The 16,229-nt window shown below is 73.2% G+C and carries 16 protein-coding genes; 9 read left to right on the top strand and 7 right to left on the bottom strand.

What is annotated here, in order from left to right; translation table 11 throughout:
- The first annotated feature begins 121 nt into the window (after window positions 1-121).
- On the top strand, window positions 122-745 hold the full coding sequence (locus ACFOW4_RS28020; protein ID WP_377533238.1) for a hypothetical protein: 624 nt from the start codon (window positions 122-124) through the stop codon (window positions 743-745).
- Here ACFOW4_RS28020 and ACFOW4_RS28015 read toward each other — a convergent pair.
- Window positions 726-1,667, bottom strand: coding sequence for an NADP-dependent oxidoreductase (locus tag ACFOW4_RS28015; RefSeq protein ID WP_377533236.1), 942 nt, complete (start codon window positions 1,665-1,667; stop codon window positions 726-728). The two genes, ACFOW4_RS28020 and ACFOW4_RS28015, sit on opposite strands and share 20 nt — an antisense overlap.
- 214 nt (window positions 1,668-1,881) lie before the next feature.
- Here ACFOW4_RS28015 and ACFOW4_RS28010 point away from each other — a divergent pair, with 214 nt between their 5' ends.
- Window positions 1,882-2,469 carry a DUF1684 domain-containing protein gene (locus tag ACFOW4_RS28010; protein WP_377533234.1) on the top strand — a complete coding sequence of 196 codons (588 nt, stop codon included), beginning with the start codon at window positions 1,882-1,884 and terminating at the stop codon, window positions 2,467-2,469.
- Window positions 2,470-2,508: 39 nt separating this feature from the next.
- Here ACFOW4_RS28010 and ACFOW4_RS28005 read toward each other — a convergent pair whose 3' ends face one another.
- A complete protein-coding gene (locus tag ACFOW4_RS28005) occupies window positions 2,509-3,096 on the bottom strand; it encodes a general stress protein (RefSeq protein ID WP_377533232.1) in 588 nt (195 codons plus the stop codon).
- 131 nt (window positions 3,097-3,227) lie between these two features.
- Here ACFOW4_RS28005 and ACFOW4_RS28000 point away from each other — a divergent pair, with 131 nt between their 5' ends.
- From ACFOW4_RS28000 to ACFOW4_RS27985, 4 genes are all read left to right on the top strand, one after another.
- Window positions 3,228-5,027: a glycoside hydrolase family 15 protein gene (locus tag ACFOW4_RS28000; protein WP_377533230.1), complete on the top strand. Its 1,800-nt coding sequence runs from the start codon at window positions 3,228-3,230 to the stop codon at window positions 5,025-5,027.
- A 148-nt stretch (window positions 5,028-5,175) separates the two neighbouring features.
- Window positions 5,176-6,297 (top strand): PQQ-dependent sugar dehydrogenase, encoded by a 1,122-nt coding sequence (locus ACFOW4_RS27995; protein WP_377533228.1) that lies wholly within the window; start codon window positions 5,176-5,178, stop codon window positions 6,295-6,297.
- Window positions 6,298-6,401: 104 nt separating this feature from the next.
- On the top strand, window positions 6,402-7,904 hold the full coding sequence (locus ACFOW4_RS27990) for a ricin-type beta-trefoil lectin domain protein (RefSeq protein ID WP_377533226.1): 1,503 nt from the start codon (window positions 6,402-6,404) through the stop codon (window positions 7,902-7,904).
- A gap of 91 nt (window positions 7,905-7,995) precedes the next feature.
- Window positions 7,996-8,496 carry a metallophosphoesterase family protein gene (locus tag ACFOW4_RS27985; protein ID WP_377533224.1) on the top strand — a complete coding sequence of 167 codons (501 nt, stop codon included), beginning with the start codon at window positions 7,996-7,998 and terminating at the stop codon, window positions 8,494-8,496.
- Here the strand turns inward: ACFOW4_RS27985 and ACFOW4_RS27980 are convergent.
- The gene (locus tag ACFOW4_RS27980; RefSeq protein ID WP_377533222.1) at window positions 8,432-8,707 is read right to left on the bottom strand and encodes a DUF3072 domain-containing protein; all 276 of its coding nucleotides are present in this window, start codon (window positions 8,705-8,707) and stop codon (window positions 8,432-8,434) included. The genes ACFOW4_RS27985 and ACFOW4_RS27980 overlap by 65 nt on opposite strands.
- 115 nt (window positions 8,708-8,822) lie before the next feature.
- On the opposite strand from ACFOW4_RS27980, the gene ACFOW4_RS27975 reads away from it, so the two are divergent.
- Window positions 8,823-9,758 carry an NAD(P)/FAD-dependent oxidoreductase gene (locus ACFOW4_RS27975; RefSeq protein WP_377533240.1) on the top strand — a complete coding sequence of 312 codons (936 nt, stop codon included), beginning with the start codon at window positions 8,823-8,825 and terminating at the stop codon, window positions 9,756-9,758.
- A gap of 52 nt (window positions 9,759-9,810) precedes the next feature.
- Here ACFOW4_RS27975 and ACFOW4_RS27970 read toward each other — a convergent pair whose 3' ends face one another.
- From ACFOW4_RS27970 to ACFOW4_RS27960, 3 genes are all read right to left on the bottom strand, one after another.
- Window positions 9,811-11,097: a cation:proton antiporter gene (locus ACFOW4_RS27970; protein WP_377533220.1), complete on the bottom strand. Its 1,287-nt coding sequence runs from the start codon at window positions 11,095-11,097 to the stop codon at window positions 9,811-9,813.
- Between the two features lie 107 nt (window positions 11,098-11,204).
- Window positions 11,205-11,882, bottom strand: a complete 678-nt coding sequence (locus ACFOW4_RS27965; RefSeq protein WP_377533218.1) for an HAD family hydrolase — start codon at window positions 11,880-11,882, stop codon at window positions 11,205-11,207.
- Window positions 11,883-11,925: 43 nt separating this feature from the next.
- The gene (locus ACFOW4_RS27960; RefSeq protein ID WP_377533216.1) at window positions 11,926-14,046 is read right to left on the bottom strand and encodes a SpoIIE family protein phosphatase; all 2,121 of its coding nucleotides are present in this window, start codon (window positions 14,044-14,046) and stop codon (window positions 11,926-11,928) included.
- A 210-nt stretch (window positions 14,047-14,256) separates the two neighbouring features.
- Between ACFOW4_RS27960 and ACFOW4_RS27955 the strand changes: the two genes are divergently transcribed.
- Complete coding sequence (locus ACFOW4_RS27955; RefSeq protein WP_377533214.1) at window positions 14,257-15,111, top strand: hypothetical protein; 855 nt, start codon at window positions 14,257-14,259, stop codon at window positions 15,109-15,111.
- An 82-nt stretch (window positions 15,112-15,193) separates the two neighbouring features.
- Here ACFOW4_RS27955 and ACFOW4_RS27950 read toward each other — a convergent pair whose 3' ends face one another.
- Window positions 15,194-15,547, bottom strand: coding sequence for a DUF6401 family natural product biosynthesis protein (locus ACFOW4_RS27950; RefSeq protein WP_377533212.1), 354 nt, complete (start codon window positions 15,545-15,547; stop codon window positions 15,194-15,196).
- 162 nt (window positions 15,548-15,709) lie between these two features.
- On the opposite strand from ACFOW4_RS27950, the gene ACFOW4_RS27945 reads away from it, so the two are divergent.
- A complete protein-coding gene (locus tag ACFOW4_RS27945; RefSeq protein ID WP_377533210.1) occupies window positions 15,710-16,171 on the top strand; it encodes a hypothetical protein in 462 nt (153 codons plus the stop codon).
- Window positions 16,172-16,229 lie beyond the last annotated feature (58 nt).

Raw genomic sequence — 16,229 nt, 5'->3', positions numbered from 1 at the left:
CCCATCACCCGGTCCCTGATCGCCTACGACCACTAACCAGGATTAGGACTTACTCGTCTAGGCCTCCACCGCAGAGCACCCGCGGGAACCCGCGGGGCCCGGGCGGTGTCCTGATGGTGCGATGCGCGCGATCCGAGTGGTCGGCGCGACGGGACTATCCGGAGGGGGCGAGATGGGTGCCTGGGGCAGGGTGTCGGTGGTGGCGGTGGTCCTGCTGACGGGGTGCACGACCACGGGCGGGTCGGCCGACCCGGTCGGCGCTCCGGTCACCACAACCACCAAGGGGGCCACGGCCACCACGGCTGGGGCCACTCCGGCGGCGAGCGCGGCGACAGGCTGCGGCTCGCGGGTCGAGACGGGGCCCCTGCCCGGCTGGGCGGCCGGGGGGTTCAGCGGGGACGCCCGGGCCCCGCACGTCTTCGGCGCGAAGGGCGACATCGTGGCGGTGCTGTTCGCACACCCGCTGGCCCGGGTCAGGACCGACGGCTCCGCCAACAAGATCCTCTGGGTCCCGCGTCCCGCCGCGACGCCGTCGGTCACCACGTCGCCGGACGCCCTGGCCATCACCGCCACGCTGGACGGCACCGACACGCGGGTGACCCGGGAGGTCAGCGGCGGCCCGGGTCCGTCGATCATCGACCTGCCGACGGCGGGCTGCTGGCACCTCGAACTCCGCTGGTCGGGGCGCACCGACACGATGGACCTGGTCTACGCCGAGAGCGTTCCTAATCGGCGACGTGGATGACGATCTTGCCGCGGCGACCACCCTGCTCCAGCGCCTCGTAGCCGGCACGCGTCTCGCGCAACGGCAGCACACGGTCCAGCACGGGCGTCAGATGGCCGTGGTCGACGAGGTCGGCGATGGAACGGAGGCTCTCCCGGTCCGGCTGCACGACGAAGTAGACGCCACGTACGCCGTGTCGTGCCGCCTCCTGCTGATCGGGCGGCGCCGGGAGGCTGACCAGGACGCCGCCCGGCTTCAGCACCGACCAGGAACGCGACTGCGTGGACCCACCGACGAGATCGACGACGACGTCCACGTCCCGGACGTGCTCCTCGAAGCGGTCCTGCCGGTAGTCGACGACCTGATCGGCGCCCAGGTCCCGGACGAAGTCCAGGTCCTTGCCCGCCGCTGTCGCGCTCACCTCGGCACCCAGGCTGGCCGCGAGCTGTACCGCGTAGGCGCCCACGCCACCGGCTCCGCCGTGCACCAGCACGTGCTGGTCCGCCTGGAGGTCCGCGTGGTCCAGCAGGGCCTGCCACGCGCTGACCGCGGCTATGGGAACCGCGGCGGCGTGGTCGTGGTCGACCGTCTCGGGCTTCGGGGCCACGACGTCCGCGGGCACGGTGACGTACTCCGCAGCCGCGCCATCACGGTCGAACGGGACGATCCCGTACACCGCGTCCCCCTCGGCGGGACCCCGCACCCCGCTGCCGCACGCGACGACGACTCCGGAGAACTCGTGCGCCGGGATGATCGGCGTGCGGTCCGGGCCGGTCCCGTCCGACCGGTGCGTCCAGGTCGACGGCCAGGTGAGTTCGTGCGGGGTGAGGGAGGTGGCCTTCACGGCCACCAGCACCTCGCCGGGCCCCGCCTCCGGCCGCGGCGCCTCCTCGTAGGTGAGCCGCTCCGGGCCGCCCCTGGTGTGCGCTCTGACAGCGTGCATGATGGCCATCCGCCGACTGCCCCCTGATCCGACCGTTCGGCCCGCCCACCGCCGTCGGGCGACGGGGGTGGCAGCGATCCTGACTCCCGCATTGTCGGCCGGCTCCGCGGCGGTCCGCCGGAGTTCGCGCGTTCTGCCGCCCGCGGCCCCGGCTCGACCGACCACCTCCGTGGTCGCCCGACCCGCCGCCCGGGCCGGCACTAGGCTCGACGGCGTGGACGATCTGGAGTTGGCCGACTGGCGGGAGCGGGTGGCCCGGCTCTACCTGTCCGAGGTCGACCTCGACGGCTTCCGGGCCGCTCGGGACCGGCTCTTCGCCGAGCATCCGCAGAGCCCGGTCCCGCCGGCCGACCGGTCCGGCTTCTCCGGGCTGCGCTACTTCCCGCCCGACCCGGAGGCGGTGGTCGAGGCGCCCCTGCGGCCGGCCAGCGGCGAGCTGCGCATCGACACCGGCGGCCCGGACGGTGTGGTCGCCTACCGACGGGTGGCGGTGGCCGAGACACCGTGGGGCCCACTGACCCTGTGGTGGATCGAGGCGTACGGGGGTGGGCTGTTCGTGCCGCTGCGCGACGGCACCTGCGGGCGGGACAGCTACGGCGGCGGCCGGTACCTCACCGACACCGTGAAGGGCACCTTCGGCCGGGGCGTCGAGCTGCTGCCCGGCGACCGGGTCCGGCTCGACGCCAACTACCTCTACAACCCGTCCTGCGCGTACGACGACCGCTGGGCCTGCCCGCTCGCGCCGCCAGAGAACCGGGTCGACGTGCCGCTGCGGGCCGGCGAGCTGGCGTACCACGTCTGACGCCCGTCCCGGGAGCGGGACGGGCGTCAGGCCGATGGTTCAGTGGGTCTGCGCGCCCGTCCCGGCCACGTGCATCCGGCCCACCAGCTGCCGGGCCTGGTCGGCGAGCTGCGCGTCGACGATGACCGCGTACTGGCCGGCGCGCAACGAGCTGGCCGAGGTGAAGTCCCGCTTGCCACCGGTCATGGCGTGCGCCACCGCGCCGAACACCGCACCCCAGATCGCGCCGATCACCAGCCCGACCACGATCACCGCCAGCCAGTTGCCGACGGTGAAGATGCCGAAGAGCAGGCCGATGAAGAGCCCGAACCAGGCCCCGGTGCTGGCGCCCAGCAGTGCCGCGCGGCCGGTCGTCATCCGGCCCAGCACGGTCTCCACCAGGGTGAGGTTGGTGCCGACGATGGCGCTGTGTTCCACCGGGAACCGGTTGTCGGCCAGATAGTCGACGACCCGCTGGGCGGACGGATAGTCCGGATAAGAGCCGATGGTCACGGTGGGCGGGCCGGTCTCCGGCCCGTGCCCGTCACCGCTGGGCGCCGACGGCCGGCCGGCCGGCCCGGACGGGAGCAGGTCACCACCGGACGCGCCGGGCCGCCAGGCGGCGGTCGGACCCGAAGCTGACGTCATGAGCATCCTCCCTCGTCAGCCGCCCGGGTTCCCCTCCGTGCCGTCCGGTAACGCCGACGCCCGGGACGGATGCGGGACCATCTCCGGTCCGGGCCGAGGAATGCCGCCGGGGCGTCCGGGTAGCCAGCCGGGTGCAGAGCGTACGGATCAGCGACCACGGTTTCCTCGCCGACGGGCGCAGCGCGGCGCTGGTCGACCGGACCGGCGCGGTCAACTGGTGGTGTCCGGGCCGGTTCGACGCCCCGTCGGTCTTCGCGCGGCTGCTCGACGACGGGGCCGGCCACTGGTCGATCCGACCCGACGGCGAGTTCACGGTCAGCCGCGCCTACCTGGACGACACGCTGGTGCTGCGGACCGTCTTCACCACCTCCGACGGAGTGGTGGCGGTGACCGACGCGCTGGCGTTGGAGGCGGGCGCGCGCGGCCACGACATCGGGCTGCGCTCGCCGCAGGTGCTGGTCCGCACGGTGCAGGGCCTCTCCGGCGGGGTGCCGATGCGGGTGCACTATCGGCCCCGTTTCGAGTACGGGCGGGTCGTCGCGTACCTGGTGGAGCGGGACGGCACGCTGGAGGCCACCGCCGGGGCCGCCCGGCTCACCCTGCGTGGCACGGAGCCGCTGCGCTGCGGCGACGGCGAGGCCAGCGGCACCTTCACCGCGCGTACCGGTTCGGCGCACCACTTCACCCTCGGGTACGCCCCGACCTACGACGCCCCACCACCGGAGGTGCCGGACGCCGACCGGGCGGTCGCCGACACGGTGGCCGGCTGGCGGTCCTGGGTGGACGAGCACCAATACGACGGCTTGTACCCGGAGCAGGTCCGGCGCAGCGGGCTCGTGGTGCAGGGCATGACGTACCGACCCAGCGGCGCGGTGGTGGCCTCGGCGACCACGTCGCTGCCGGAGCAGCTCGGCGGCGACCGCAACTACGACTACCGCTACGTCTGGATGCGCGACTTCAGCTTCACCCTGCGGGCGCTGGAGGCGGCCGCCTGCGAGGTGGAGGTGCAGCAGCAGTTCGCCTGGGTGGGCCGAGCGATGGGCCGGATCGGCGAGGAGCCGGTACCGATCATGTACGGGGTGCAGGGGGAACGTGATCTCACCGAGCACCGGCTCAACCACCTCGCCGGGTACGACGACAGCCGGCCGGTGCTGATCGGTAACGACGCGTGGCGGCAGCGGCAGACCGACATCTTCGGCGAGGCGCTGGACGCCGCCTGGTGGCTGCGCGACCACCTGGACCCAATGGGCCCGGAGGTTCGGCACCTGCTGCGGGCGCTCGCCGATCAGGCGGTGCTCAACTGGCGACTGCCGGACGCCGGCATGTGGGAGGAGCGGGGGATCGAGCGGCACCACGTGTCGTCGAAGGTGCAGTGCTGGGTGGCGTTGGATCGGGCGGTGCGCTTCGGTGACCGGCTCGGCGGTCCGGACGACGTGGCCCGCTGGGCGCGGGCCCGGGACGAGGTCCGGGCGATGGTGCTGGAGCGGGGCTGGAGCGAGCGGCTGGGGGCGTACACCGGGGCGCTGGACACCGACGACCTGGACGCCTCGGTGCTGCTGATGCCGCTGGTCGGTTTCCTGCCGGCCGATCACCCGCGGATGCGCTCGACCGTCTCCGTGGTGCAGCGCCGGCTGTCCGACGGCGGACTGCTGCGGCGCTGGGACGGCGACCCGGCGGGGTTCGTCATCTGCTCGTTCTGGCTGGTGGGCTGCCTGGCGTTGTGCGGTGAGCGGGACGAGGCGCACGAGCTGTTCCAGCAGTTGGCGGGTCAGGTCAACGATCTCGGTCTGTTCGCCGAGCAGATCGACCCGACGACCGGTGAGCAACTGGGCAACTTTGCGCAGGCGTTCTCGCACATCGGCCTGATCAACGCGGCCGGCGGACTGACCGACCTGGACCGGCACGGCCACGCGCGCGGCGTGCGGAGCTGACCTTTCGCACCCCGGGTCGACTGCTTTCGATCCGCGGAACCGAAGTTCTGTCGCAGTCCAGTGAAAGGAGTTAATGTCCTGGGCACACCGCGGTGCTCCTCCAGTCGGCGGGAGCGGCACCGAGATCGCCCGGACACCTGGAGGTCTCGTGTCACGCACTCCGCGTCGACGTCTGGTCGTCGCCACCACCCTGCTCACCGTCCTGGCCACCGTCGGTTTCGCGCCGTCGGCGGCCGCCCGTCCCACCGCCGAGCGCCCCGTCGCCGCCGCGCCGGCCGCCGCCGCGGCCCAGGCCGCGGCCCTCGCACCCCCGGCCACCAACGGCTTCGAGAAGGTCGCCCTCGATGGCGGACTCTCCATGGGCGAGCCGATCGAACTCGCCGTCGCCGCAGACGGCAAGGTCTTCTACATCAACCGGGGCACCAGCAACGGCGGCGGCCAGGTCCGCCTCTACAACCCGGCGACGAAGTCCACCACGGTCGCGCTGACCCTGGCCCTGGACGCCCGGTTCGAGGACGGGCTCATCGGCATCACGCTGCATCCCGGATTCGCCACCAACCGGTGGGTCTATCTCTTCTACTCACCGAAGGTCACCCCGTTGGTCAACCGGATCTCCCGGTTCACCTTCAACCCGTCCACGCTGCTGCTCGACCCAACCAGCGAGGACGTGCTCATCGAGTGGCCCACCGAACGGGACCTGTGCTGCCACTCGGCCGGCTCGATGAGCTGGGACACGGCAGGCAACCTCTACTTCGCCGTCGGCGACAACACCAACTCCGGCGGCGACTCCGCCGGGATGGCGCCGATCGACGAGCGGACCAGCCGCAATCCGCAGTACGACGCGCAGCGCACCTCCGGCAACACCAACGACCTGCGCGGGAAGATCAACCGGATCCATCCGGAGAACGACGGCAGCTACACGATCCCGTCGGGCAACCTGTTCTCCGCCGGCACCGCGAAGACGCGTCCGGAGATCTACGTGATGGGCGTGCGCAACCCGTACCGGATCTGGGTGGACCGCAAGGCCGGCAACACCCTCTACTGGGGAGAGGTCGGCCCAGACGCCGGCGCGGACCTCGCCAACCGCGGCCCCGCGGTGTACGACGAGTTCAACCGGGCCACCGGGCCAGGCAACTACGGCTGGCCGTACTGCGGCGGCCCGAACGTGGCATACAACGACTGGGACTTCGCGCCAACGCGCCGCGCGGCTGGTTCCCCTGTGGCGGGTCGAACGGCCCGGTCAACAACTCTCCCCGCAACACCGGCCTGACGCAGCTTCCCCCGACGAAGCCGGCGCTGGTCTGGGAGCAGCACGGCGGCAGCGACGACTGGCCGGCGCTGGACAACCCGGGCGGCTGCGGCTCGCCCGCCGGCATGAGGTTCGTCCACCCGATCGACTGGCAGTTCGGCCCGGACGGCTCGCTCTACCTGCTGGAGTACGGCAGCGGCTACTTCTCCGGCGCCGCCGACGCCGGCCTGTACAAAATCAACTACGTCCAGGGCGGTCGGTCGCCGGTGGCCAAGGCCGGCGTCAACAAGGACAACGGCCTGGCGCCGCTCGCGGTGACCTTCTCCAGCGCCGGCAGCTCCGACCCGGACGGCGACCCGCTGACCTACGCCTGGGACTTCACCGACAACGGCAGCACCGACTCGACCGCGGCGAACCCGTCGTTCACGTACACCGCCAACGGCAGCTACAACGCCCGGCTGACGGTCAACGACGGCACCGGCCGCAGCGCGACCACACTGGTGCCGATCGTGGTCGGCAACAACCGGCCCACGGTCACCCTCGGCGGCGTACCGGCCGGCGGCCTCTTCGACTGGGGCCAGGACGTGTCGGTCGCCGCCTCGGCCAGCGACCCGCAGGACGGCACGCCCGCCTGCTCGGCCGTGGTGGTTCGGGCCGCCCTCGGGCACCAGGAGCACGCCCACGAGGAGGGGGAGGGGACCGGCTGCGGCGCCACCTTCAACACCGGCCCGGTGCACGCGGGACCGGACTCGGTGCTCTTCTTCGTGCTCCGGGGCAGCTACACCGACAAGGGGGCGGCCGGCTCGGTGGCGTTGACCGGGGAGAAGGAGCTGAGCCTCTACCCGAAGCAGTGGCAGGCCGAGCACCATGTCCAGCTCAACGGGCCGAAGGTGATCGACCAGGCGGCGGCCGAGGGCGGCAAGCGACTGGGTGACATCCAGAACGGGGAGAACGTGCGCCACCACGCGGTGAGCCTCAAGGGCATCACCGGGGTCAAGGCCCGGGTCTCCTCCGGCGGCCCTGGCGGCACCGTCTCCTTCCGGTACGACTCACCCGCCGGCACCGAGGTGGCGCGGATCGCGGTGCCCAGCACCGGAGGTTGGGACAACTACACCGAACTCAGCGCCACGGTGAGCAAGCCGGACGACGGCACCCACGACCTGTACGTGGTCTTCACCGGCGGCAGCGGCGCCCTGCTGGACCTGGACAGCTACACGTTCACCGGTGCGGGGATCGGCACCGGCGGGGCCCGTACCGGGGAGATCAAGGCCCTGGGCAAGTGCGCGGACATCGCCGCCAGCCAGACCGCCGACGGGACGAAGGTGCAGACCTGGACCTGCAACGGGACTGGCGCCCAGCGGTGGACCCTGCCCGGCGACGGGACGGTCCGAGGGCTGAACAAGTGCCTGGACGTGAAGAGCAGCGGCACCGCCAACGGCACCCTGGTGCAGCTCTGGACCTGCAACGGCAGCGGCGCCCAGCAGTGGGCGGGGCAGCCCGACGGGAGTCTGAAGAACCCGCAGTCCGGTCGGTGCCTGGACATTCCGGGCTCGGACACGACCGACGGGCGACAGTTGCAGATCTACGACTGCAACGGCACCGGCGCCCAGAAGTGGACCCTGCCCTGACCGTAAGGAAGGGCCCCTTGTTAACGCATGGCGTTGTATAAGGGGCCCTTCCTAACCGTCCAGCGGGCCGGCGGTGACGCAGAATGATGCCATGCGGCTGGTGATCACGGCGGACACCCACGTGCCGAAGCGGGCCCGGGACCTGCCCGGACCGCTCTGGACCGCGATCGAGGCGGCGGACGTCGTGCTGCACGCCGGCGACTGGGTGGACGAGTCGCTGCTCGACGCGATGACCACCCGGTCCCGCCGGCTGGTCGGGGTGTACGGCAACAACGACGGGCCGGCGCTGCGCGCCCGGCTGCCGGAGATCGCCCGCGTCGACCTCGACGGCCTGCGGATCGCCGTGGTGCACGAGACCGGGCAGCGGACCCGCCGGGAGGAGCGCTGTGCCGCCCGCTTCCCCGACGTCGACCTGCTGGTCTTCGGTCACTCGCACATCCCGTGGGACACCGTGGCCCCGGGTGGCCTACGACTGCTCAACCCCGGCTCGCCCACCGACCGACGGGCCCAGCCGTACGCCACGTACCTCACCGCCGAGGTGACGGCGAGCCGCCTCGACCGCGTGGACCTGCACCGCCTCCCGCGCCGCTGACCCCGCGCCCGGTCTCCTCCTGGAGTTCGTCGATCCGCTTGGACGCCTCCGCCTTGGTCAGGTCGTCCGGCACCTCGGCGTCGGCCTCCCGGGCCAACGTGGCCAGGTAGGACTCCTGGGCCGCGGTCGGTGGCTCGTCGCCGGTGACCCACTCGTCCGGGTCCTTGATCGCGCCGCGCGGGTCGGCCTGGTCGTTGCTTCGGTCCGTCATGGTCATCACCCTCTCTTCGAACAGGTGTGCCAGTACCCGGAGCATCGCCGGTTCATGCACCGCCGACGCCACGACGAGCGCATACGATCACCGGGTGGACGTGGACCGGTCGGGCGTGGTGGTGGTCGGAGCCGGCATCGCCGGGGTGGCCTGTGCGGTGGAGCTGCTGCGGGCCGGGGTCGCGGTGCAGGTCCGGGAGCGGGGGCACGTGGCCGGTGGTCGGATGGCCAGCAAGCGCTTCGAGGGCCGTCCGGCGGACACCGGGGCCGCGTACTTCACCGTCAGCGACCCCGACTTCGCCGCCGTGGTCGAGCAGTGGCGGGCCGGCGGCCTGGTCCGCGAGTGGACCGACACCTTCGTGGCGTACGACCGGGACGGGCGCCGCGACGTGCCGGGCCCGGTGCGCTGGGCCGCGCCGCGCGGGCTGCGCTCACTGGTGGAACACCTGGCCCGGGAGCTGCCGGTCACCGTCGACCGGCCGGTGCTGACCGTCGAACCCGGGCCGGCCGTGGACGGCCAGCAGTGCGCCGCCGTCGCCCTGGCCATGCCGGGCCCGCAGGCGGCCCTGCTGCTCGATCCGGCGCTGGCCGAGGCCACCGGGGTCGCGCAGGCGCAGCACTGGGCGCCCGCGCTGGCCGCGGTGCTGGACTTTCCGGCCCGACGCTGGCCCGACTTCCGGGGCGCGTTCGTCAACGACCACCCCGTGCTGAACCTGGTCTGCGACGACGGCGACCGTCGGGGCGACGCCGCGCCGGTGCTGGTCGCGCACACCGGGCCGGAGTTCGCCGCCGGCCATCTGGCCCAGCCTGCCGACGCCGGGCCGGCCATCGAGGATGCGGTCCGCGACCTGCTGGGGCTGCCCGAGCCGGCGCGGCAGGTGCATGTGCACCGCTGGACGTACGCGAAGCCGACCGCCGGCTCCGCCGGCACCCATCACCTCGACTCGGACGGCATCGGCCTGGCCGGCGACGCCTTCGGCAAGCCACGGGTGCAGAGCGCCTGGCGCTCCGGGCGGGACCTCGGCCGTGCCCTGGTCGCCCGGGTGAGCTGACCGCGCGGGCGGTCGGCTCGTGCACGTGACTCCCGGGTAGTGGGGCGAGGACTCAGCCGGTCGTGACGGGCTCGTCGGCGCGTTCGCGTTCGGCCGGGTCGCTGGTGCGCTCGCCCTCCCGGTCCAGCAACTGCATCACCGGGGTCGCCGCGACGCCGTGCACCACCACCGAGACCAGCACCACCAGGCCGACGGTGGCCCAGAGCAGCTCCGCCTGCGGGAAGTCGGCCTTCGTGGTGGCGTACGCGAGGTAGTAGAACGAGCCCACTCCCCGGATGCCGAACAGCGAGATCACCCAGTGCTCGGCCGGGCGGCCCGGCGCGCCGCGCAGCGACAGCCAGCCGACCAGCGGCCGGACCAGGAACACCAGCGCCAGCCCGACCGCCGCCGCCGGCCAGGTGAGCGGCGTGAGGAGGCCCCCGACGATCGCGCCGCCCAGCAACAGCAGCAGCACCAGGGTGAGCAGCCGTTCGATCTGCTCGGCGAAGTCGTGCAGCACCGAGTGGAACTCGTGGGTACGCTCCGCCGACCGGATCGCCCGGGCGGCCACGAACACCGCCAGGAAGCCGTACCCGCCGGCCACCTCCACCAGCCCGTACGTCAGGAAGGTGGCGGCCAGCGCCAGGAAGCCCTCGGCGTGCCGGGCCAGCCGCAGCGTGCGGGGCGCCCGAAAGAACAGCTTGCCGAGCAGCCAACCGATGAGCAGCCCACCGCCCACGCCGACGCCGACCTTCCAGAGCACGTCCACCGTCAGCCAGCGGGCCAGCCAGTCGCCCGGCGCGAGGCTGGTGCTGGCGATCGCGATGGCCGCGTACACGAACGGGAAGGCCAGCCCGTCGTTCAGGCCCGCCTCGGAGGTCAGCGCGAAGCGGACCTCGTCCTCCGAGTCCTCCACGTCGGTCGGCTCGCCGACCTGCACGTCCGCGGCGAGCACCGGGTCGGTCGGGGCAAGCGCGGCGCCCAGCAGCAGCGCGGCGGCCGGCACGAGCCCGGCCCACCACCAGCCGAGCAGCGCCACCGCCGCGATGCACAGCGGCATCGCGACGACCAGCAGCCGCCAGGTGGACGACCACCGGGCCCAGCTCAACGGTCGATCGATCTTGAGGCCGGCGCCCATCAGGGCGACGATCACCCCGATCTCCGTCAGGTGGGTGGCCAGTTCCGGGTGCGCCAGCGGGTCCGGCGTCGGCAGCCCGACCGGCAGCAGGAAGACCAGCATGCCCAGGGCGAGGAAGGCGATCGGCATCGACAGCGGGCGCCGCTCCAGCACGCGGGGCAGGATGCCCGCCAACAGGGCGCCCAGGCCCACCAGCGCGAACGCCACGTCTATCGGCTCCACCGCACCACCCTCCGGCCGCACCCGCGACGCGCGGGCAGGTGGTGACAAACTGTGCCCCGCAACCCCCGCGCGTATGCGTCCGCACGACGGTCAACCCGGGGCGAGCCTCACCTCGCCCGGGTGACCGGCGAGTCGTCCAGGGTCGCCAGCAGCGCGGCCGGGTCGTCGTAGACCGCCACCGCGCCGGCGCCGGCCAGCTCGCCCCGGCTGGTGCCGCCGCAGGTCAGCCCGACGCAGGGGATGTCCAGCTTGCCGGCCGCCGCGACGTCCCACACCGAGTCGCCGACGAAGACCACCCGCTCGGCGGGCAGCCCGGACTGCTCCAGCGCGGCGACCAGGATGTCCGGCGCCGGCTTGCTCTGCTGGGCGTCGGCCGAGGAGGTGACGGTGTCGATGACCTCGTCCGCGCCCAGCGCCCGGCGTAGGGCGCCCACCTCCTGCTCGGAGGCCGAGGTGGCGAGCACCACCCGCAGCCCCCGTTCGGCGCAGGCGCGCAGCAGGTCGGCCGCCCGGGGCAGCGGGGTGAGCCGTTCCCAGTACTCGCCGTAGAGGGTGTCGTGCGCGTCGCGCAGCTTCTGGTCGGCGTCCCGGTCCCGTTCAGGGCCCAGCAGGTGGTCCAGGAGCTTGTCCGAGCCCATCCCGATCGACCGGTGCACGGTCGCCATCGGCACCGGCTGGTCGGTCTGGCGCAGCGCCTCCCACCAGCTCACGGTGTGCAGGTAGGTGGTGTCGACGAGGGTGCCGTCGACGTCGAAGAGGACCCCGGCGGGGCTGTCGGTGCGCATGGACGTCCTCCTACCCCGTACGGGGACGGCTGACCCACCCCGCTCAACCTGCCGGGACGAGGATCTCGAACCAGACCGTGGAGCCGCGGACCGTCGGGTCCGTACCCCAGGCGTCGCTGAGCTGCTCGATCAGGCCGAGCCCGCGCCCCCGACTGCTCAACGTGTCGGTACGCGTCCTGGTCACCGTGCCCCGGGTGCCGGAATCGGCGACCGAGACCAGCAGGCGCTCCGGGCTCAGGTCGATGTCCACCCGGGCGGCCGTGCCGGCGTGCAGGAGCGCGTTGGTGGTCAGCTCGCTGGTGCAGAGCACCGCCGCCCCGATCACCGACTCGGGCACCTGCCACTCGGTGAGCTGCCCCGTCATCCAGTGTCGGACCCGGCTGGGCGCGGTCGGCTCCGCCGGCACCTCCATGCTGGCCGAGCGGCTCGGCTTGAGGGCGTGCTCGACCGCCAGCACCGCCACGTCGTCCTCGGTGCTGCCGGACACCGCGGCGGTGGCCACCGCGCAGAGCGCCCGGGGATCGCCGCTGCCGGCCTTGGCCACCGCGTCACCTAGCGCGTCCAGGCCGGAGGAGAGGCTCTGCCGGCGGCGCTCCACCACGCCGTCGCTGTACAGCAGCAGCGTGTCGCCGGGCGCGAACCGGACGGTGGTGGTCGTCGGATGGCAGCCCAGGCCCAGCGGGGGACCCGCAGGAACGTCCAGGTACTCGGCGCGCGGACGGCCGTCCGCGTCGCAGCGCCGGATCAGCGGGGCCGGATGACCGGCGCTGGCCAGGGTCAACTCCTGCCGCTCCGCGTCGATCACCCCGAACACCACGGTGACGAACAGTTCGTGCGTGCCGGCCTCCGCTCCCAGGCTGGTCACCAGCCGGTCCAGCCCGGCGAGCACGGCGTCCGGGGCCGGGTCGGCCAGAGCCAGCGCGCGCAGCGCCGCCCGTACCTGCCCCATCCGGGCGGCGGCCTGCACGTCGTGCCCCGCCACGTCACCGAGCACGATGCCGAGCCCGCCGGTGGGCAGCAGGAAGGCGTCGTAGAAGTCCCCGCCGGCGGCGTTGCCGTCGACCCCTGGGTCGTAGCGGGCGGCGATGCGCAGCCGCGGCAGGTCCGGCAGGTGCTCCGGGAGCATGCTGCGCTGCAGCAGTTGGGCGGTGCCGTGCTGGGTCTCGAACCGGCGGGCCCGCTCGGCGGCCTGGCCGATCAACTCCGCCGAGGCGGCCAGCAGCGCCCGCTCCGCCGGCGACCAGGTGTGCGGCTCCTGGAAGCCGACCGCCAGCCCGCCGCGGACCACCGACGTGCCCAGCGGCAGGGCGGCCATCGAGCGGATCTTCTGGTCGTGGCGGTCCACCGCGGTGTCCCGCATGGGCTGCCCGTCGGTCGTGAACGACGGCGTGCCGGAGCGGGCCGCCTGCACCACCGGCGCCGACCAGTCCGGCGGCGTACGCCGCCAGAGCGGGGGAAGCCGCTCGTCGGCCTCGTCCATCAGCTCGCCCCGTATCCGGCGCACCATCCGCCAGCCGCCACCGCCCTCGTCCACCGCGAACGACACCCGGTCGGCGTCGAACGTGGTGATCGCGTGCCGCAGCGCCACCCGGGCCACGTCGTCGAGGGTGAGTGTGCCGGCGAGCGCGGCGGCGACCTCGCTGAGGCTCTGCAACTGCTTGGTGACGTGGGTGGTCTCGGCGGCGACCGTGAGCATCCCGACGATGTGCCCGGCGCTGTCGCGGACGGGGGAGTAGCCGCGGGTGAAGACGGCCTGCTCGACCACGCCGGAGCGGCCGCGCAGCAGGGGGAGGGTGGTCTCCTTCTCCAGGAACGGCACGCCGTCGCGGTAGGTGCGCTCGATGACCTCGCCGACGCCGGGCAGCGCCCAGATCTCGGCGAAGACCTCGGCGGCGGGGCGGCCGAGGGCACCCGGGTGCTTGGTCCCGAGCAGCTCGGCGTAGCCCTCGTTGTAGAGCAGCACGTGGTCGTCGCCGTAGGCCAGCGCCATCGGCATCGGCGAGGCGAGGATCAGCTCGACCACGGCCCGCACCGCCGGGTCCCACCCCGCGGCTGGGCCGAGGGAGGTGGCGGCCCAGTCGTGGTCGCGCACGGCGGCGGCCACGCCGGGCACTCCCGAGACCGGGGCTGCTGGCGTGGGGACCCGCCCGACCGTTCCTGGCATGTCCGCAGCCTAACCCGCGCGTCCCGGACCGGTTTTCGATCATGATGGCGACCCGCCCCGCGCGTCGGCCGACCCGCGCCGAGGGGGCCGTTCGGGCAGATCACGGCCACTGTTCGGCGATCTGTCGCAAAAAACGCGGCGAGCTTCGCGGACTGCCGGTCCGGTGGCCGGGTATGCGCCCGGCGCAGTCCATGCGACAGGAGGGACATCATGCTGAAAACCCTCGCGGTCGGGCAGGCCGACATCGGTGACGCCATCGCCGACACCTGGAGGTCGGTGCTGCTCTTCATCCCGAAGGCAGTGGCCTTCATCGTGATCCTCGTGGTCGGCTGGCTCATCGCCAGAGCCGTCCTGAAGATCGTGGACACGGTGCTGGAACGGGTGAACTTCGACCGGGCGGTCGAACGCGGCGGCATCAAACGGGCGCTGGAACGCACGAAGTACGACGCCAGTGACATCCTGGCGAGACTGGCGTACTACGCGGTACTGCTGTTCACGCTGCAGTTCGCCTTCGGGGTCTGGGGACCCAACGCGATCAGCGATCTGATCCGCGGCGTGGTGGCCTGGCTGCCGCGCGCGTTCGTGGCGATCATCATCGTGGTGGTGGCGGCCGCGATCGCAAACGCCGTCCGGGATCTGGTCTCCGGGGCGTTGGGCGGGCTCTCGTACGGCAAGGTCCTGGCCGACCTGACGGCGATCTTCATCATCGCGCTCGGCGTGATCGCCGCGCTGAACCAGGTGGGCATCGCCACCACGGTGACCACACCGGTGCTGATCGCGGTCCTGGCCACGGTGGCCGGCATCCTGATCGTCGGTGTCGGCGGTGGTCTGGTGCGGCCCATGCAGAAACGGTGGGACGGCTGGCTGGACCGGGCGGCCGAGGAGGCACGGGCGGTGCAGGAGACCCGACGGGCCAGCACGGCCGGGCGCGGCGACGTGGAACGGCAGATGGCCGACCGCGGCGGCGAGCGGACCCAGGCCATGCCCCGGGTCGACGACCAGCCGACGATGGCCGGGTACCAGCCGCCCGGTGCGACCGAGGAGACCCGGCCGTACCGGCCGTAACGCGACGGAACGGCACACGCACGTACGGGGGGAGGGGTCCGCGCGAGCGCGCGGGCGCCCTCCCCGCGCGCTGCCCGGGGCGTCAGGCGCGGTCGAGCGAGCGGGCCAGCGCGCAGACCGCGACCAGCCGGGTGAGCAGCCACTGCGGCTCGCTCCAGTCCACCGGGCCGGTGGGCGGCGCCCAGCCGTGCTCGGCGGCGGCCGCGCGGACCCCGTCGGCGTAGCCGGCGAGCGCCGCGGCGGTCAGCGGGCGACGGTCGCCGTCGAGGCTGTCGCGGACCGCCGCCGCGTGCTGGTCGACCTGGGCGAGCAGCCCGGGGCGCTGGGCGGCCGCGGCGAGCCCCGCGGTACCCACGGAGACGGTGAGGGCGGCGAGGGAGGACCGCGCCGAGTCGACGGCGGTACGGGGGGCGACCCGGTTGAACGGCACACGCATGGGGACCGAGGCTAACCGAACGCCGGCGGGGTCGACCTCGGCCACTCGGGGGGTGTCGGCTGGGCCACCGGGCGACCGGTGCCGGCCGTGGGGGTTGATCCGGCACAGACGGGGCAGCAGGAGAACCATCCGCAGGTGACGGCACCCGACACGGAGGCACGGATGGGACAGCGGGCGGACGGGCCGGACGAGCAGCACCGCCGGCCGGCCGGGGTGAGCGACGAGACCGTGGCGGCCCTCGGCAAGCTCAGTGAGGCGCTGGAGTGCGTCGAGCGGGTTCGTGGGCATCTCTATTCGCTGCACCAGCTGGTCGGGCACGCGGACCTGATGTTGGACGACGCGGTGCGGCAGTTCCGGGCCGCCGGACATCCGCACCTGGCCGACCGGATCGACACCGAGCTGCTCGGGCGCAACGTCATCGCCGGGCGGTGGACGTTCCAGATCGTCGAGGACTTCGACGACGGCTACTACGCGCTCTTCCGTGACCTCGACCGGCAGGCCCGCGAGGAACTCGTCGGCGGGCGGCGGCACCTCTACGAGGCCGAGATGAAGGAGCGCCGCCGCAGCCGGGGCCGGCCGGGGCACGAGGCCCGCCCGCGGGGCGAGCACGCGACCGGCTCCTAGTAGTGCTTTGTTAGGTTCGGTGGCGTTTGTTGCGGTGGAGCGGTTTCACGGGTTGGTG

This window comes from Micromonospora sp. GCM10011542 (assembly GCF_042650685.1).
Classification (GTDB): Bacteria; Actinomycetota; Actinomycetes; order Mycobacteriales; family Micromonosporaceae; genus Micromonospora.
The sequence above is the reverse complement of the archived record's forward strand: the minus strand, read 5'-3'. Positions and strand labels throughout refer to the sequence as shown.